The organism is Vibrio chagasii, assembly GCA_041879415.1.
Lineage (GTDB): Bacteria > Pseudomonadota > Gammaproteobacteria > Enterobacterales > Vibrionaceae > Vibrio.
Genome location: CP090852.1, coordinates 221,837 through 239,439 on the forward strand (window position 1 = coordinate 221,837; position 17,603 = coordinate 239,439).

General features: G+C 43.4%; 15 protein-coding genes. 6 read left to right on the plus strand and 9 right to left on the minus strand.

Annotated features, from left to right (window positions below; genetic code table 11):
- Nucleotides 1-73 precede the first annotated feature (73 nt).
- A complete protein-coding gene (locus L0991_15000; protein ID XGB64860.1) occupies nt 74-427 on the plus strand; it encodes a hypothetical protein in 354 nt (117 codons plus the stop codon).
- A gap of 103 nt (nt 428-530) precedes the next feature.
- Here the strand turns inward: L0991_15000 and L0991_15005 are convergent, their stop codons facing one another.
- The 5 genes from L0991_15005 to L0991_15025 form a co-directional block, all read right to left on the minus strand.
- The gene (locus L0991_15005; protein ID XGB64861.1) at nt 531-1,427 is read right to left on the minus strand and encodes a sigma-70 family RNA polymerase sigma factor; all 897 of its coding nucleotides are present in this window, start codon (nt 1,425-1,427) and stop codon (nt 531-533) included.
- Between the two features lie 404 nt (nt 1,428-1,831).
- Nucleotides 1,832-2,164 (minus strand): Hpt domain-containing protein, encoded by a 333-nt coding sequence (locus tag L0991_15010; protein XGB64862.1) that lies wholly within the window; start codon nt 2,162-2,164, stop codon nt 1,832-1,834.
- Nucleotides 2,158-3,747: a response regulator gene (locus tag L0991_15015; protein XGB64863.1), complete on the minus strand. Its 1,590-nt coding sequence runs from the start codon at nt 3,745-3,747 to the stop codon at nt 2,158-2,160. Before L0991_15015 ends, L0991_15010 begins: the two co-directional genes overlap by 7 nt.
- 270 nt (nt 3,748-4,017) lie before the next feature.
- A complete protein-coding gene (locus L0991_15020) occupies nt 4,018-5,568 on the minus strand; it encodes a DHA2 family efflux MFS transporter permease subunit (GenBank protein XGB64864.1) in 1,551 nt (516 codons plus the stop codon).
- Nucleotides 5,569-5,570: 2 nt separating this feature from the next.
- Nucleotides 5,571-6,635, minus strand: coding sequence for an HlyD family secretion protein (locus L0991_15025; GenBank protein ID XGB64865.1), 1,065 nt, complete (start codon nt 6,633-6,635; stop codon nt 5,571-5,573).
- Nucleotides 6,636-6,769: 134 nt separating this feature from the next.
- Between L0991_15025 and L0991_15030 the strand changes: the two genes are divergently transcribed.
- Nucleotides 6,770-7,672 (plus strand): LysR family transcriptional regulator, encoded by a 903-nt coding sequence (locus tag L0991_15030; GenBank protein ID XGB64866.1) that lies wholly within the window; start codon nt 6,770-6,772, stop codon nt 7,670-7,672.
- 85 nt (nt 7,673-7,757) lie between these two features.
- Here L0991_15030 and L0991_15035 read toward each other — a convergent pair whose 3' ends face one another.
- The 4 genes from L0991_15035 to L0991_15050 all read right to left on the minus strand — a co-directional run bounded on the left by L0991_15035 (nt 7,758) and on the right by L0991_15050 (nt 13,111).
- A complete protein-coding gene (locus tag L0991_15035; GenBank protein XGB64867.1) occupies nt 7,758-10,079 on the minus strand; it encodes a glycoside hydrolase in 2,322 nt (773 codons plus the stop codon).
- A 179-nt stretch (nt 10,080-10,258) separates the two neighbouring features.
- The gene (locus L0991_15040; protein ID XGB64868.1) at nt 10,259-11,077 is read right to left on the minus strand and encodes a DUF2861 family protein; all 819 of its coding nucleotides are present in this window, start codon (nt 11,075-11,077) and stop codon (nt 10,259-10,261) included.
- Complete coding sequence (locus L0991_15045; protein XGB64869.1) at nt 11,074-11,724, minus strand: response regulator transcription factor; 651 nt, start codon at nt 11,722-11,724, stop codon at nt 11,074-11,076. Before L0991_15045 ends, L0991_15040 begins: the two co-directional genes overlap by 4 nt.
- Nucleotides 11,702-13,111, minus strand: coding sequence for a sensor histidine kinase (locus L0991_15050; protein ID XGB64870.1), 1,410 nt, complete (start codon nt 13,109-13,111; stop codon nt 11,702-11,704). Before L0991_15050 ends, L0991_15045 begins: the two co-directional genes overlap by 23 nt.
- A gap of 273 nt (nt 13,112-13,384) precedes the next feature.
- Here L0991_15050 and L0991_15055 point away from each other — a divergent pair, with 273 nt between their 5' ends.
- The 4 genes from L0991_15055 to trpS all read left to right on the plus strand — a co-directional run bounded on the left by L0991_15055 (nt 13,385) and on the right by trpS (nt 17,540).
- Nucleotides 13,385-13,918 carry a YbhB/YbcL family Raf kinase inhibitor-like protein gene (locus L0991_15055; GenBank protein XGB64871.1) on the plus strand — a complete coding sequence of 178 codons (534 nt, stop codon included), beginning with the start codon at nt 13,385-13,387 and terminating at the stop codon, nt 13,916-13,918.
- A gap of 41 nt (nt 13,919-13,959) precedes the next feature.
- Nucleotides 13,960-14,745, plus strand: coding sequence for a helix-turn-helix transcriptional regulator (locus tag L0991_15060; GenBank protein XGB64872.1), 786 nt, complete (start codon nt 13,960-13,962; stop codon nt 14,743-14,745).
- Between the two features lie 133 nt (nt 14,746-14,878).
- The gene (locus tag L0991_15065) at nt 14,879-16,210 is read left to right on the plus strand and encodes a D-serine ammonia-lyase (GenBank protein XGB64873.1); all 1,332 of its coding nucleotides are present in this window, start codon (nt 14,879-14,881) and stop codon (nt 16,208-16,210) included.
- Nucleotides 16,211-16,517: 307 nt separating this feature from the next.
- Nucleotides 16,518-17,540, plus strand: a complete 1,023-nt coding sequence (trpS, locus tag L0991_15070; protein ID XGB64874.1) for a tryptophan--tRNA ligase — start codon at nt 16,518-16,520, stop codon at nt 17,538-17,540.
- The last annotated feature ends 63 nt before the right edge of the window (nt 17,541-17,603 follow it).

Below are 17,603 nucleotides of genomic sequence, written 5' to 3' on the forward strand. Positions count from 1 at the left end.
TTCGCTATAAAAACTTGAGAACGCATAAAAATGTCCTTAATTATTAAAAGAGTCATTTATAAGGAGCGTTGACATGTATCGATATGTTAGTTCGCCACAAGCATCTAAATACATCGTGCCACCCCCACAACATCGAGAGCTATCGAATGTGGACGTGCCTGAGTGTGAATTAGAGATGCGTGAAATTCTAAATAACTGGTTTGCAGACGGATTAGCGCCAATTATTGAAAACGACGCAAGCTACATATCCGAGAGTGAACAAGCAAGGTTTGAGAAATTAAGTAGCACGGTTGGCATGCTATTGAGAAATAAAGATTACTATTTTGCGGCGAAGCGAATCCTATCTTTGTGGGAGCAGGACCGATTTGAAACCACTTATGTTAATTATCTTATCTTACGTAGTGAACGTTCTACGCTCTATAAGTGACGTAGTCACTGGTAACGCTGTTCAGGTTGTTTTGGAAGGCAGCCACAAAAAAGGGCAAGCCTCTAAGCTCACCCTCTGACAGTAAAGTTATATAGGTTTTTATTTATACCCACCCATCAAATTGCAGTCGCTTTTGAATCCTTTCAACCGCTTCTTTTTGCATCTGTCTGACTCGTTCGTTGGAAACACTCACATCTAACATGCCTGCCACTTCAGATAGTGTTTTAACGTTATTATCAAACAGCCCAAAACGGTGAATTAAGACTTTCTGTAATTTAGACGGTAAAGTACCGATAATTTGCTCCAAAGCTTGTGTGAACGATTGAGCTTCCAGATCTTGCTGGGGATCGGTGATATCAAGACTTTCGAATTGATCCAAAACTAATGGTGCATGGTTGATATCGACCGTGGTGGTCACGTCGATAAAACCGCTTAGTGCGACAAGTTGATCAACGCGTTCAGGATTGATTCCTGAATTGTCAGATAACTCTGATATGGAAACCGATTTGCGCATTTTTTTGCTTACATCGAGCTTCTTAGATGCGAGGCTATTTATCTCTTTGCAAACGTGCGCAGGCAAACGAACTGTACGTCCTTTATTCATCAAGGCAGCTTCAATGTTTTCACGAATCCACCAAACGGCATAAGTCGAGAAACGATAACCTGGTTCTGGGTCGTACTTATCGATCGCTTTAATTAAGCCGATGTTACCTTCTTCGATAAGATCGAGCAGTGTGAAATTATTTCCTTTTCGTTTGAGATAACTTTTTGCGATCTTAACAACAAGACGTAAATTGGACTCGATCATCACATCACGAGCATTTTTGTCACCCTGACGATTTAAACGTGCGTAGTACAGTTCATCTTCACGAGATAGTAGGTCAATACCTACAATGTCCTTCAAATAATGTGCGTAAGGTTCTGAAGTTGCGGAAAATGATTCAGTAATAGGGGTTTCATCCGTGAGCCCTTGAAACGCAGCAATGTTCTCGTTGTTCATTTCCTTGTCCTTATCTAGCCGACTGAACGTTTTTTTATTTATTATTATGCCACTAAGCGATTAACGCGTGGTTTCATTAGAGTGTAGATAAGAGTTCTATCTTTACCAATAAATAAAATGCAATTTCGTATGTGAATGTCACAAAATACTCAACAAATAATTAACTAAATTACATTCTAACGAGAGTCTGCTTTTTACAATAAAAACAATTAGATAAATCTTTTATAAAGAGATTGTTATGTGTGTGAAGTCTAGATAAATTACGTGAATTTATAGGTGATAGGAAAGGAATAATTTATTCACGAAAATGACAAGCGTTGAGGTTCTGTGAATCTACAAAACCTCAACATGCATCGTCAGTACTTGTGGTGGGATAAAATGAAGTAAGCGGAACGACTTCCAGACTAATAGGTGCTGAGCACTTCATCGATTTGTTGATTAATAATTTTCATCTCACTGTAGATCAGCGAAAGGTCTTCAGCTTCAGGAGCTATTTTGTTAAACGTGTTCTGTTCAACTCTTTCTAGGGCAACGGTTGCTGTCTCTTCTCCGAAGCTGGCCAAAATGCCTTTTAAGGTATGCACCGTGAAATGAAGTTTGCCCCAATCTTGCTGTTGTACCAGTTCTTCGATCTCTTGTAACGAATTGCCATGGTCCTCTTGGTAGGTTGATAACACGGCAAAAATTACATCTCTGTCATTGTCTAGGTAAGCATTTAAAGCATCAAAATCTAGCATATAGACTCCTGTCGGCTGCATATTGAAAATGGGCTGGGCGGCTTAGTGGAATAACCATATTTTGATGAGTCACTAATCCATTGATTCCATCTAGGAGGAAGGTCTAACTGAATAAGATCTTCCACGTATTCGTCGCTAAGGTCTGTTTCAACGCATGCGTTATTGACTGCGTAAAGATAATCTAGCTTAGCGGCGACTGAATAGGGGTAATTGGTAATAAAGTCGCGTAGTTCTTGGATCGATCCTGAGTTTTCGATGTTGATACAGTTCGAAGGATCGTCTTTGCGAGACTCCAGTTTATCGTTTATTGCTTCACCGCGTGATTTCAAACACTCCTCAACGATGTGATACAAAGAGTATTCACCAAAGTGGCAGAGCAAAGGCAAAAGTTGCGATAGCAGGGAAGTCGGCTGATTGTAAAACTGATTAGCTAACAACTTAGTCGCCCGTATTACTTTTTTGTGCGCAACTAACGGGTTGCCTTCAATCAACAATATATTGCTTTGAAATAGGGCTAGGCTTGCCAAGACTTGTTGATGGAGTTTGGATGGAAGCTTCAAGTTGACCAACTCGGTAAATTGGTTGGCATGCTCAAGCAACAGACGTTTATTCTGTACTTGAGTTTCTCTTTGGTACGTCGCTTTAAGGGAATCGAAGTGGGTTCCAATAGAATTAATTACATCGATATCGGCGGGTGAAATGTGGCTTGCGTACATTTCACCAAGTTTAATGAGCATGTGTGTATTGTCAGCATTCTCGGCCAAATCGATCGCTCTGATTGCACGATGGCTAATACTTGGTGTCATCTCAAATGCACGAATAGCCAATTTTAAAGCGGGCAGTAGCATCTTATGTTTTTCATAAATACAGCTTAGGCAATCAATCACGTTCAACGATAGTGGTTGCACGATAAGATAGTTGTGCAGCTTCTCTATTGCCAAGTTGGGCTTTCCTAAGCTGTCTAGAATTAGGGCTTCTGCGACCAATTTGGTTGGGTGCATGTTCGTTTTAGAGTGAGTGATGAGACTAGAGAGAAGTTGCCACTTCTTCCCGGAGATTAGGTGCTCAATCAGTGTTGCTTCAAATTGAACGTTGGATTTCTCGCTGGTTATTTCTAATGCCTGTTTAAGCAATTGCGGTGTGGTAATAGGGTATAAGCGATTGAGTTGGTCTATCTGTCTTGATTCGAATACGGCACTTTTGATCTTTTTGCCTAATGCCTGAGTGTTAATTGGCTTAGAAATAAAATGGTGAGCTTCTCCTGATAGGGCCGTAAGCACTGTTTCTTGGCGCATATCCCCGGAGAGTAAAATTGTTGCAACCGTGTGGTCGATAAGACGATTACGATACAGAATACCTAGTAGCTCGAAGCCGGTAAAAGACTGCTCTAAGTGATAATCAATGAGAAGAACATGAAACGCATGCGTTTCGACAGCCTTAATGGCTTGTCTATAATCTGTCGCAATGAAAATACACTCATGCGCAATGCCCAAACTAGCAAGCTGTTGTTTGATCAGAATCGTCGCACTTTTAGAGTCGTCGACGATTAACACCCTTAGGTCTCCTGGTAAGGTCAAATCCATTTTCCTCTATACCAAATGATATTTTTAATTTAGGTGTCAGGTTGCACATTGTCAAGGTGCTCAGTTCACATCTATATGGTCAATAAGCTATTGGTAATTAAAGAATATTCACAAACCATTGAGAGTGTTTCATTACGGTGACTGTTTTTCCCTTGATTTTGTGAGGTTAACACTTGTTCGATCAAAAGAGGCAAGCGGTTAGGCTTGCCTCTTTGCTGAATTAGAATGGTACTTATCAACGATACAAACGACGTTTATAAGCCTTCAAACCTAATCACGCATGCTAAGAATTAACACAGCAGCCAATGCCAAGAATGCAGTCATCATAAGAAACACATCATTGTAGGCCATGATTGCCGCGTCACGTTGCATGGTTCCTAGCAAACTCGCTTGGGCTTGATGCATCGCCGTTGCAGCGTCACTTCCTGATTGAATAAAGAACGCCTGTTGCTCTTTTAGTGTTTGCCAACCCAATTGACTCACTGAGGGCAATGACTCTTTAATATGACCCAGGTGTTCACGCGTCTTGTTATCCAACAGAGTAGCGATAATCGCGATACTGAAAGCCCCGCCTAGGTTACGCATAACGTTAGTAAGCGTAGAAGCGTCAGGCGTATCCATTTTACTGATGTTCTTCATTGCCACTAAAGAAAGTGGAACCATGATGAACGGGCTACCAATCGCACGCAGTACCATCGATAAAATCAATTGTTGGCCACCAAAATCTATGGTCATGTGGGTATTTACGTAACAACTGAACCCAAACATCGCGAAGCCAAAGGTCACTAAGTATTTAGGCTTAATGACTTGAGTTAGCTTAGGCACGATTGGAAATATCAATAGTTGAGGGAAGCCCATCCACATAAGCACTTCACCGATTTCCATCGCGTTGTATTGCTGAATCTGAGTGAGGTACATCGGCAATACGTAGATAGAGCCAAGCAATGCCATACCCAATATCAGGTACGCTAAGCAAGACATCGCAAACTGACCATCACGCAGCAACCGTAAATTAACCAATGGTTTTTTGTGTTGAAGTTCGTTAATAACGAAGTAAACCAAACTCACCGCAGAAATAATGCTCAACGTAATGATGAAACTTGAGCTAAACCACTCTTCACGGTTGCCTTCTTCGAGTACCACTTCCAAACAGCCAAGTCCTAATGCCATGGTTGCGATACCAAACCAATCGGCTTTTTTCAGCGTACCAAGGTCGAGTTTCTCATCATCTAAGCCGTAACGGATCATTGTGATCAACAACAGGGCTGGTGGAATGTTGATGTAGAAAATGTAATGCCATGAGAAGTTCTCGGTTAACCAGCCCCCAAACGTTGGACCAATAGATGGAGCAAATGTCGCGGTAACACCAAACAAAGCCATGCCGACTGCGCGCTTGTTGATAGGTAGTAGCTGAATAACGAGTGAGAAGGCGAGTGGTATCAAAGCACCACCACTAAAACCTTGCATCGCACGGAACACGATCATCGAGGTCATGTTCCAAGAGAATGAACATAGTAACGATGACACGGTGAAGATCGCTGTAGTCCATGTTAGATAACGACGTTTACCTAGCGCTTTTGAAAGCCAACCACTGAGTGGAATCGCGATCATTTCAGCGACTAGGTATGACGTAGATATCCATGAACTTTCATCCAAGGTCGCAGATAGTGCGCCTTGAATATCTTTAAGAGATGAGTTGGTTATCTGGATATCCAAGATCGCCATAAACGCACCAATCAAGCCGCCGAATAGGGCGATCCAATGGCGAGTTGATACCTCATTCTGATCATTCGTTGGGGTGATAACGCCAGCGTTGCTCATGGTTAGCCTCGTTTATCGATGGTCGCAACCACAGACAAACCAGGAAGCAGACGACCTTTTAGCTCTTTCTGGTCTGGAATCGTAATTTTCACTGGTACACGTTGCACGATCTTGGTGAAGTTACCTGTTGCGTTTTCTGGTGGAAGTAGTGCGAACTTAGCACCGGTTGCCGGTGAGAAGCTGTCGACAACGCCTTCAAGTGGTTGCCCAGGAAAAGCATCCAATTCCACTTCAACCGTTTGGCCTTTGTGGATTCCACTTAGTTGTGTCTCTTTGAAGTTCGCCTCAATCCACACTTGATTGTTTGGCACTAAACTCATGAGCGGCGCACCGGCTTGAATTAATAAGCCTTCACGTACACTTCGTTTACCAATTACGCCATCTGTTGGCGCATAAACTTTGGTGTATTCAAGGTTTAGCTGTGCTTGTTCTTGCTGTGCTTGGGCTTCAGTGACCGATGCTTTAGCTTGTTCTATTTCGCTAGCAATAACTGTTAATTGATCGTTGCTTGCAATTAGGTTTGCTTTTGCTTCTTCTAAGTCAGCAAGGGTTACTTTTTGTTGAGCGACCATGCTATCGACTTCATCTTGAGAAGCATAATTACGTTTTAACAGACTACGAGAGCGCTGTACTTGTTGAATCGCACGTTCATACTCTGCTTTCGCTGAGTCAACGCCACTTTCTGCTTGGCTAATTTTGCTACGCTGTAACGTCTGTTGAGCGATGAGGTTCTTCACATCAGACTGGACGACGGCTAGGTGAGCATTAGCCTGAGCAAGCGCAGCTTGGTAGTCACGATCATCAATTTGAACCAAAAGATCGCCTTCCTTAACTAATTGGTTGTCCGTTACATAGGACTTAACGATGTAGCCAGATACCTTAGGGCTGATATTGGTAATGTCGCCTTGTAGGTAGGCATTATCGGTCGACTCAAAGTACTGACCGTAACCGTACCAATATCCAGCACCAGTTAAACCCAATGACAGCATGATCGCAGTGGCAATAAGCGGGGCTTTTTTACGTTTTTTTGTGCTTACTGGTTGCGAAGCGGTGTTGTTCTCTGCCATTTCTCTTTTCTCTTTTCTCATTTTGTTTTTATTTGGATGTAACGAATTGTAAATGAATCTGATTGATTGATAAGATAGGAAAAAAGGGAAACACTGTTGCAAAAATCTTACTAATTCTAGTTTTCGGAGGTCTTATGGACTTAAATGCTGTGACTGTTTTCACACAAGTGGTTGATTGTGGGAGTTTTACGCATGCTGCTGAAGTGTTGAATATGACGAAATCAACAGTGAGTCGAAAATTAGCGGAGCTAGAACAGCATTTAGGTGTGAGACTGATCACTCGTTCGACTCGCAGTTTGATACTCACGCCTGAAGGTGAGCGCTTCTATCAGTCGAGCCTTCAAATGCAAGAGATCATGAATCAAGCGGAGCTAGAAGTCTCTGCAAATCAAGACCTGATTCGCGGTCCATTGAATGTAGTACTACCGGTAGAGTTGGGTCATCAAGTGCTTGCTAAGTACATTCATAGTTTTCTGCTTGAATACCCGAATGTGACGATGAACTTGGAGCTAACCAACCGTGAGGTTGACATTATCGGCGAAGGAATCGATCTGTACGCACAGATTGGTGAGCTGCTTGATTCAAGCTTGGTCTCTCGATACCTAACAACCTCTAAACGTGTATTAGTGGCGAGCCCTAAATATCTAGAACAAGTTGGTCCGATAAACACGCCAAAGGATCTGAAGATTCCATTTCGCATGATAGAGGTGGTAAACAAAGCCGCGCGTTTACCTAAGTGGGAATTACAGTTAGGCGATGGGGAGTCTGAATTGATTCAGCTTCCAAGCCAACTTCGGGTAAATACGATTACCGCGTGTTTAACGGCTTGTGTCGATGGATTGGGGCTGGCTGTGTTACCTGAGTTCATCTGTCGGGAGCATTTTAAGACTGGTCGACTGGTCAATCTGCTGCCGGAATACAACATGCCCCAAGTCTCGGTAAGCTTGGTGTATGCCGACAGACAATTAATGCCGAAACGCAAGAAGGTATTTATCGATTATCTACTTACAGCGTTTCAGGGTGAGAAGCGTAAGTAGCTCGGCTAGCTCAATCCTGAGCACCATTACGGAGCGCCCAATCCCTTAGTTTTCTATTAGCAGCTAAGGGGTAAACTAATTACATTCAGTTAAGTTGAGCTTTCCACTTAATGACTTCTCCATTGCTTAATATTGCTTTTATGGAAGCCGCAGCTACATCAATGTCGCCTTGATCAAACGCTTGGTCAGAGAAGTTTGCGATGATCTTACTGCCATCACTGAACGTGGTTTGTTGGACGCTACCGTTGTTATTTAACCATGAGAAATCAATCAAGGCTGTAACCCACAGTTGTTCATGTATCGGCTCAAATCCATCTTGATAGTGTTTTAATGCTTTGAGCCTTGGGCTTGTACTTTTCACAGCTTCGTCTCTGGTTAAGTGCACCATCGCGGGCGTGTTATATAGCATGGCTGTTAAGTCACGGTTGGTTTTCACATTGGTAAACTTGAGACTGTCTGAGTGCCAATGGTGCGTATTAATCACTTCATCATGAAATACAGCTTGGTATAGCGGAACACGATATTGAGGTGAAAACAGTAGCGACTTGTACGGTTCCTTAACTTTTGCCGGTTTGAAGAAAAAGTCGGGCTTATGAACAGGATACCAGCGACCTAGAAAGTAGGGGGACTGGCGGTCTTGTTTCATTTCTTTATCCGTCCACCCAAACCCAACTGTTTCCAAGCCGTGCGCAAACGCAATGCCTTTGGTGGTTAAGCTGTTGCCGTCTTCGGAGCCCAATACGAGAGATGGTTGATCGCTTAACCACTGCATTCGGTTGTTAAAAGCGGAAAGCATCTGCGATTCACTGGTATTGTCACTGTAGTCTTCACGTGCCATTGCGGTCGCATCGACATCTAAAAATAAACTATTGAAGTGACCAAATTTCATGATGTCTTTAACGCGCTGTTTTACGTAGTCCAAATGGCAATTAGGGTTTAAGTAGAAGCCGTTACCACGAAATCCTTTTTTCAAAGCTCCATCAGCTTGTTCAATTGCGCATGTTTTTCGTATTGGATCTGGTAGCTGAGCGGTTAACCAGCTGTCATTTAATTGAGCCGGTATTGCGGTGTTATAGGAGTCGTAAGTCCCAACCAAGTAACCAGATTGTTTGGCTAACTCGACCGCGTTTGGCTGATAAAAGGCGGGCATCCAGTTATCAAAGCCCAACCAAAGCTTGTTCAATCCGGCGTTATTTAGATTATCGACCATGCCGGATGATAAAGCTTGCCCCCAAGTGTCTGGTGAATTTAGAAACGAAGACGCATGTTCAAATAACCATTTTTTTCTGCTTTGCGCTGCGATGTATTGCGCCTCAATCGTGTTGTCAGCAAGTGTAGGAGATGCGACGGGATATAAGCTTTTCAGTGATTGGCTAATCGAATCCAACAGCAACTGTTTGTGGTATTGGCTCAACCAGTCCTTACCCTTAGACAAAGGTAATAGCTCGCGCTTAGCTTCATCGGATATGCTGAGCTTAGAGCGTCCAAAGTACCATTCTCTTAGTCCCCACCAGTCTTTCACATCTTGGATACTCAAAGGATCTTTACCAAATAGGTAGACATGACTTGCACCAATCAGCTTGCTGATATCTGAATTACGTGTTTGTTTTGACGCTAGTGATTCTGATAATCCATTAGCGATGCGCCAGTCTCGGTATTGCTTGGCACCATCGAGCATTGAATCGCCGAGCGTTATGCGGACAGCAAAAGGTTGTGATTGATTTAGCGTGGTAAATTGATGTGATGCGCTCATATCAATAAGGGACTTGTTCTTAGAGCTCGATTCAGAACTGACATCAGTAAAAAACAGTTGGTTATTGGTTGGGTTGATCAACTGGTAGCTGATGAACTGATCGCTCTGCTGCGTGGTCCAAAACGGCATCTTTAAGTCTTGAGTGGTGTTACTCCCAGAGTGGTTATTGGTGAGATAGTTGGCCCAAAGTTTATGGTTGGTAGGCACGCGCATACCTTCACTAAAGGGCAGTAGCAGTGTTTGTGTTTCTTGTTCTTCAAGATCAAACCAAGCCAGCTCTATTGGTTGGTTGCGGTCTACCTTGATATCAGAAGGAAGGGTGAATTGCAGGAACAGTTCACCTTGGTTTAACTCAGCTTTTACTGCGACTCGGCTTGGCATTAACGTCCAAGAGGCGCTGGTTGAATCCTGCGATATCTTGGTTACTGTTTGAGGTATACCGTCAACGGTTAGCGGAGCATTGTTAACGCTCAAGCCATTCCAATCTATCGTGAGTGTTGATGGGTTTATTAGAACAGTATTGTTGGTGTTGTCACCACTGTGGTCTTGAAGTGTAAATCCACTCGCTTGTGTCTCTGTTGAAAAAGTACAAGCGGTGAATAGGGCTAACATGGCACAGGATGAAGCATTTAATTTATGGTGGATATTCAGCATGTTTAGATTCCGTGGTAGTAATTACGGCTATTACATCTAAGATGCGTTAGTGTTTTGTCACCTATATGTCTCTATTTCTGCCTCGTAGAACCATCAAAGCGATCTATCAAACGATCCATCAAAGCAATTCATCAAAACTACCTACCAAGATATCCATCAAAGTTATACAAAAACGCTTTCTAGAAAGGTACAGCGACGCGTTGAACGTATTGAACCTCAATCGCACCTTGGTACTCGAACATTTCCACTGATGCACTTAGGTGCTTGGCCTTTTCTCCCGCTGGGCTTTGTGCAGGAACCGCAACTTGCTTTGCCTTGATCGGCACTTTGAAACCTAACATGTTGTAGCTTTCATCAAACCATTGCCAACTTACATGGGTATTCGGGCAGTTATCGATAACCTCTGGTGGCGTCACCACTACGTGTGCGTTCTCAAGTTTATTCTCCAGTGTTAACCAGCGATTACTGTCATCTAAAGCAACAACAATGGGGTAGCTGTTCGCCCCAACGGTTAATTGATAAACACCAGATTCGGGCTTAATGAACATCTCATTCGTCTCGATTTCTTGGTAATCAACGCCCGAGTCGAGCTGCCCGTCAATCACAGAAAGACCATCTGGAGCGATGAGTGTGACAGGCTGAGCCTGTTCATTTAGATCACTGCTGCGTGGTTCGGCTGAGATTTTAATCTGATAGCCCTGTGATGAAAGACCGTAACGCTTAATAAAGCTCACTTGGATATGGTGGGTAGATACATCACTTTGTTTTAGTTGTCTTCCACATTGAGTTCTAGTGAGTATTTCTTGTTTTACGGGCAGCCAAAGCTGACGATCAAGTGTTTCTTGATTAAGTGCGATCTGTAGTTCTTGCCATGCAAGCTGCGGTTGCTCATCAAGTAGCGATTGATAGGAGCGCTGTAAAGGTGTCTCTACAAACCAAGTCGCATGACTAGCAAACGGCAACGCACACAGCAAAGCGGTTAACGATCTTACTCTCATTGGGAGTCCCCAACTAAACGATAGCCAACACCACGGTGAGTTTCTAAGTGGAGTGTCGGCAGTTTCTGACGCAAACGGAGTATGTGATTGTCTACGGTTCGGGTGCTTGGAAAGGCTTGATAGCCCCAAATTTTATTGAGCAGTTCGTCTCGATGAAACACTCGCCCTTGGTTCTGGATAAACAGAACCAGCAACTGAAACTCTTTTGGTTTCAGAGCGATAGGGCTTTCTTCCAAATAAGCAATTCTTTCTGATAGATTGATCTTTATGTTGGCGTAAGCTAGATGGCTTGTACCTAGAGGGCGCAGTTGAGTGATGACGCGCGCGAGTAACTCTTCATTTGAAAATGGCTTAGTCACATAATCTTTGGCGCCCGCCATTAAGCCTTCTACACGCTGTTGAACTTCTACTTTCGCGGTTAATACAATCACGGGTAGCGCTTTAAGGAGCAACCAGTTTGGAAGATGTTGTAAGCTGTCACCGTCTTCTAGTTGTCTATCGAGCACCACAAGATCGGCGCGTAACCATAGTTTATTGGCGTTACTGGAATCTTGTGCCCAAAGACATTGATAACCGTTAGACTCAAAGAAACTGACGAGGCCTTGCCCAAGTAACGGGTCATCTTCAATCAGTAGTAGGGTGTTCATAAGCTATTTCCAAAATACATCTGGTTGGATTACGAAGAATAATGAGGCGTCCATTTGCCTGTTTCATTAAATGTTCCACAATGGTCAGGCCAATACCCATGTTATCGTGTTTATGCGGGTCGTTTGGAGTGACTCGGGACAAAGTACGTTGTAACAACGAAGGGAAATGTCCTTGATCTTGCACTTCGATCCTCAGTTTATCCGCGAGCGTTACATTAACCAATACCTCACCTTGACCGTGTTGCTTAGCGTTCTTGATCAAATTATCTAAGCAAATCGTTAGCCAGTAATAGGGCAGGTTAAGCTCGACTTCTCCGGACTCACATTGATAGCCTATGTTGTGCTTCTCGCATACATGTTCAAGCCACTCTTCAAGCGAAGCGTTTTGCTTCAATAAAGGTTCAGATTGTTCAGTGCTTAGGTAGACCTTACTGTTTTCAGTGAGCTGAGACAGCCTTTGATAGTCAGAGATTAAACGCCAAACCGCACCTTGAGTTTCATCTGGGAACTCATCGTAGCGATTTCTGAACATTTCGACTGTTAATCCCAAACTGGTGATCGGTGTACGCAACTCATGAGTCAGTAGTTGCAACACAAACTGTCTCTCTTTGCGTTGCTTCGTTTTTAAATACAGTGAGCGTCCTAATATAGAACACAGAATAATCAGTAATGAAAAGATCATCACTTTCATCATGAGCGTGTCATTGCTTGTTTCACTAAGACACAGGTTGCTGTAACGAAAAGAGCAGTTCTCTCCAGATAAACTTACGCCTTGTTGTTGTGCAATGGGTTCCCAAATATCTTCCGGGACGGCCTTCCAGCCTTGTTCTCCACTTAACCAAAGTACATCACCTTGTTGCCAGGCTCGGTATCCATCAAGCAGAGCTTCTCTTCCTTCTGCTGATAACGGTTGCAGTTTGGTGTAGAGCGGGTGCAGTGGATTGGTAATCGTTAAAAACGGGCGGATTTGTTCACTTGTCTCTGGGTAATACGCCACATAACGGTCTGCAAAACTTCCACCAGCAGGATGTTGTTTAGAGTGAGCGGCAAACCAGATTGAATCTAAGGTTTGTTGCTGACACAAAGCGAGCTCGAACTCGATGGCATCGTTTAACGCAGAATTAGAGGGTTCAATCGCTTGGCATGTTTGCTGTATCGTGGCTAACGACGCAATATCTTGCCAACTGAATTTGTTGAAATTGGGGTAACGACTACGGTCTATAAGCAGAACCTTCGGGTAATGAGATAACTCTTGTTGAGAAACAGAGATCGGGGATGCTTGCCAGCTCAATTGATAGAGTGCTTGCCATCTATCTTGTAAGCTTTGGGCATTGGCTAATGTAGGAAGCCAAAACAAAAAACAAAGGGCTAGGGTCAGCCTGCGCATCCAGTTATTCTCATTAAAAGTCATTCGCGGGAGTCTAAAGCGTTTTGCTCGAGATTTGTAACCTGAATGTCAACAAGTGTCCTCACTTTATCAAATTGTGACCGAGAGTCGCGAAACGAATATTGCATTTCATTTGACGGTTACATTAACTACAAACCCGAAAGTGCAGTAAGTATCACTTATTTGGTTTTTATTAGATAATTGTGTACTTACTGTTATCTTTAAAACGATGGGTCTGAATATAATGGATTAAAACCAATAAGAGGAACCATCATGAAAACAATTATTAAATCAGTATTGGCAATCAGCATCGTAGCGGCAGGATCAGCTCACGCTTTTGAATTAACGAGTAACGATATTCAAGAAGGCCACCCAATGGCGAAGACTTTTGAATATTCTAGTTGGGGCTGTGATGGTGACAATTTGTCTCCGCAATTAATGTGGAAAGATGCGCCTGAAGGAACTAAAAGCTTCGCTATTACGGCTTATGATCCTGATGCCCCAACCGAAAGTGGTTTCTGGCATTGGGTCGCATTCGATATTCCGGCAACGGTCAATGAACTGCCTCGCGCTGTGGATATTGCAAAGCTAGGTGGTAAGGAAGGTCGCATCGATTACGGAACCGTTGGCTTTGGTGGTGCTTGCCCTCCAGAGAAAGACGGCATGCATCGTTATCAATTCACGGTTTGGGCGTTACCAACTGACAAGCTAAACCTTGATGAGAATACACCGTCGGCTGTCGTAGGCTTTACACTGAATAGCATGGCGTTAGACAAAGCAAGATTGACGGCAACTTACACACGCTAGTTTGTTGCGCTAAACGTAAATACGAATAAATGGGGGATGAGATGAATCATCAATATCAAGTGACAGTTTTTCGAGCTGAGCAGTTACAAAAACTGCGTAATGTGAGGATTCTATCCCCTAGTATTATTCAAATCATCACAGGCAGTAAGCGTTTATTTTGGAAAGACTCGGCAGCAGAGCTTACTCATTCTGAATTGTTGTTGTGTGAAGCTTCGGCATCACTGAGTTTTGAGAATATGCCACAGAAAGGGCGTTTCCTGTCTCGTGTTTTCAGCTTTCATTTTCAACCTAATCAGGCGATGCTCGAGCTGAGTGAAAAGAACTCGAATACATCCGATTTGCCCACTGTTGGAGCAGAGCGTAGTTTGCAAGACTCTTTGAACGCACTGTTTACGTTTGACCGTCAAAGTATGAGTCAAACAACACAGCAATTTTGGTTGCAAGGTTTGTATCAACAACTCGCAGAGAAAGGTGTTTTACATCGATTGTTTTCAAGTTCAAATGTCTCTTTCAGCCAAAAGCTCAGTCACTACCTGTCTCATTCTCCAGACGAGAAGCACCCTTTAGAAGATGTTGCAGAGCGCTTCGCAATGAGTCGTGCTACGTTAATCCGTAAGCTCAAGTTGGAAGGCATGCAATATCGTGAAGTGTTAGCGGAAGTACGTTTGAGCCATGCTTTGTATCTTATGCAAAATGGCCAACAGAATGTCACGATGCTCGCTCAATCTTGTGGTTACCAGTCTGAAGGGCGCTTTAGTCAGCGCTTTAAGGGTAAGTTTGGTCTGTCGCCAAGCGAATACATCAAAACAGTCGCCTCAAGGGTATAGAAAGGGAAGTACCATCCAGTTCTGGTTAGGCACAAGTTTAGGTTATTGAATCATTTCTCGATTACGGCTCTAATAGGTTGCACACCAAGTGATTGAAATAGCGCAGAACGCTTAATACCAGAGAAGGTAGCCCATGACCACATTGAATCTAAACAACCTCATCAACGACTTTCCATTACTAAATAAACTTATGGCACTCGAAGAGGTGGTTTGGTTTAACCCATATGTCACAACACTAGAGCAAGGGTTACCTTATGTCGGCTTAGATGAGAAAGATATTCTTGATGCGAGTCTACGTTTACAACGATTCGCCCCTTATCTAGCAAAAGCGTTTCCTGAAACTCAATTGTCTGATGGCATCATTGAATCTGAGCTTGTTGATATTCCAACGATGAAAACAGCATTGGAGGCGCATTATCAATTACCGATAAAAGGGCGGTTGATGATGAAGAAAGACAGTCACTTGCCCATCTCTGGATCTATCAAAGCCCGTGGCGGTATCTATGAGGTACTGACTCACGCCGAGAAACTCGCGTTTGAAGCTGGGTTATTAAGTGAAAGCGATGATTACAGCAAACTGTTAGAGCCGGAGTTTCGAGACTTTTTTAAACAATACAGCATTGCGGTAGGCTCAACAGGCAACCTAGGTATGTCGATCGGTATTATGAGTGCGAAACTGGGCTTTACCGTATCCGTTCATATGTCTGCTGATGCGAGAGCATGGAAGAAGAACAAACTGCGTGAGCATGGCGTAAATGTGGTTGAGTATGAGCAAGATTACGGCGTTGCGGTCGAACAAGGACGGAAAGAAGCAGAGCAAGATCCAAGTTGTTTCTTCATTGATGATGAAAACTCAAAAACCCTGTTTCTTGGTTATTCTGTGGCTGGAGAAAGACTCAAACAGCAATTTGAGCAGCAACAGATTGTGGTCGATAAAGCGCACCCGTTGTTTGTCTACTTGCCATGTGGCGTAGGTGGCGGCCCTGGTGGTGTGGCGTTTGGTTTGAAGATGGCATTTGGCGACCATGTCCACTGTATCTTCGCAGAACCGACGCATTCTCCGTGTATGTTATTAGGCGTTCACACCGGTTTGCATGACGAGATTGCCGTACAAGACCTAGGTATTGATAACCTTACTGCAGCTGATGGGTTAGCCGTAGGCCGTGCGTCAGGCTTTGTTGGTAGAGCGATGGAGCGTTTGTTAGATGGTTACTACACATTAACGGATGAGCGCATGTATCAGCTGTTAGGTGAGTTGAATCTAGCAGAAGATATCAAGCTAGAACCCTCTGCTTTAGCGGGCATGCCGGGGGCGATCCATGTCGAACACGATAGTGAGTATCTGACGAGATTAGGTATCGATGATGTGATATTAGCCAAGAGCACACATCTTGTTTGGGCGACGGGTGGAGGAATGGTACCTGAGCAAGAAATGGCTGAGTACCTTGCTAACTCGTCAGTTTAGTTGCGCAGATCGTTGACTTAAAAACTTACTCTGATGCTTGCCAAGTCATGCTTTTATAGTTGTCGATTTTTCATTTAATACAGTGACTTAAAGTAAATTGATAAAATGTGTTGTCGTTAGCCAATAATATTGATACGTTTTAATAATGAAATTTAATCCCGCTTCAACTTCAGTTTTCTTCTGGTGGTGCTCTATCTAGAGCAGCACGGAATACTCACATTCTTACGCTGCTGGAAGGTAGCTAAGAATGTCATCAATATTGTCCTCTCTTTTTATCTCCAGTAGCTTTTTAACTTGGAGATACTCAATGAAAACAAATCGAAACAACAATAAATCAGAAATTATTCTTACCGGCGACCGCGCGACGGGTCCTTTGCATTTAGGGCATTACGTAGGCTCTTTAAAACAACGTGTATCTTTACAACATGAGCATGACCAAACGATATTGGTTGCTGACATGCAGGGCTTGACTGATAACGCGCATAATCCGGCAAAGGTATCTTCAAATATTCTCAATGTCGTTGCCGATTACTTGGCTGTGGGCATCGACCCAACTAAAACGACGATTTGTCTTCAATCTCAGCTTCCAGCATTGGCTGAACTGACCATGTTTTACAGTAACCTTGTATCTATCGCACGTTTAGAGCGTAATCCTACGGTCAAAAGTGAAATTCAAAACAAGGCGTTTGGTCGTTCTATTCCTGCAGGCTTTCTCACTTATCCGATATCTCAGGCTGCAGATATTACGGCGTTCAATGCGACGTTAGTCCCGGTAGGCGATGATCAACTGCCAATGCTAGAGCAAACAAACGAGATTGTTCGAAAGCTAAACTCACTCGCTGGTAAATCAATTTTGAACGAATGTAAGCCGCTTCTGAGTAATGCATCACGCCTTCCTAGTACGGATGGGAAAAACAAGATGTCTAAGTCGATGGGCAACGCGATTAACCTCGGGGCAACTGAGAAAGAGATTCGAACGGCAGTGAAGTCCATGTATACCGATCCAAACCACTTAAAAATTGAAGATCCGGGCCAAGTGGAAGGGAACATCGTGTTTACCTATCTTGATGCGTTCCATAGTGACGCACAGTATGTCAGTGAGTTAAAAGATCATTACCGTAGAGGCGGGTTAGGGGACGGACAAACTAAGAAGGTATTAGAGGAGTGCTTGCAGGAGATGTTAAGGCCGATAAGAGCTCGTAGAGCTGAGTTATTAAATGACAAATCACAGCTCATTGATATTTTACGCGAAGGTACGCAAGTCTCGAGAGAGAAAACAGAAGCCGTTTTGTTCGATGTGAAGGGCGTGTTTGGCTTGAACATACTCTAAATAATAGGCTGCTTTTTAAGCGAAATTCTACATTTAAAGCTCGAATTATCAATGATTTAATTG

What these genes read in the sequence shown, in the direction of transcription:
- L0991_15000 (XGB64860.1), top strand. Translation starts at nt 74, where the DNA reads ATGTATCGATATGTTAGTTCGCCACAAGCATCTAAATACATCGTGCCA.
- L0991_15005 (XGB64861.1), bottom strand. Translation starts at nt 1,427, where the DNA reads ATGAACAACGAGAACATTGCTGCGTTTCAAGGGCTCACGGATGAAACC.
- L0991_15010 (XGB64862.1), bottom strand. Translation starts at nt 2,164, where the DNA reads ATGCTAGATTTTGATGCTTTAAATGCTTACCTAGACAATGACAGAGAT.
- L0991_15015 (XGB64863.1), bottom strand. Translation starts at nt 3,747, where the DNA reads ATGGATTTGACCTTACCAGGAGACCTAAGGGTGTTAATCGTCGACGAC.
- L0991_15020 (XGB64864.1), bottom strand. Translation starts at nt 5,568, where the DNA reads ATGAGCAACGCTGGCGTTATCACCCCAACGAATGATCAGAATGAGGTA.
- L0991_15025 (XGB64865.1), bottom strand. Translation starts at nt 6,635, where the DNA reads ATGGCAGAGAACAACACCGCTTCGCAACCAGTAAGCACAAAAAAACGT.
- L0991_15030 (XGB64866.1), top strand. Translation starts at nt 6,770, where the DNA reads ATGGACTTAAATGCTGTGACTGTTTTCACACAAGTGGTTGATTGTGGG.
- L0991_15035 (XGB64867.1), bottom strand. Translation starts at nt 10,079, where the DNA reads ATGCTGAATATCCACCATAAATTAAATGCTTCATCCTGTGCCATGTTA.
- L0991_15040 (XGB64868.1), bottom strand. Translation starts at nt 11,077, where the DNA reads ATGAGAGTAAGATCGTTAACCGCTTTGCTGTGTGCGTTGCCGTTTGCT.
- L0991_15045 (XGB64869.1), bottom strand. Translation starts at nt 11,724, where the DNA reads ATGAACACCCTACTACTGATTGAAGATGACCCGTTACTTGGGCAAGGC.
- L0991_15050 (XGB64870.1), bottom strand. Translation starts at nt 13,111, where the DNA reads ATGCGCAGGCTGACCCTAGCCCTTTGTTTTTTGTTTTGGCTTCCTACA.
- L0991_15055 (XGB64871.1), top strand. Translation starts at nt 13,385, where the DNA reads ATGAAAACAATTATTAAATCAGTATTGGCAATCAGCATCGTAGCGGCA.
- L0991_15060 (XGB64872.1), top strand. Translation starts at nt 13,960, where the DNA reads ATGAATCATCAATATCAAGTGACAGTTTTTCGAGCTGAGCAGTTACAA.
- L0991_15065 (XGB64873.1), top strand. Translation starts at nt 14,879, where the DNA reads ATGACCACATTGAATCTAAACAACCTCATCAACGACTTTCCATTACTA.
- trpS (XGB64874.1), top strand. Translation starts at nt 16,518, where the DNA reads ATGAAAACAAATCGAAACAACAATAAATCAGAAATTATTCTTACCGGC.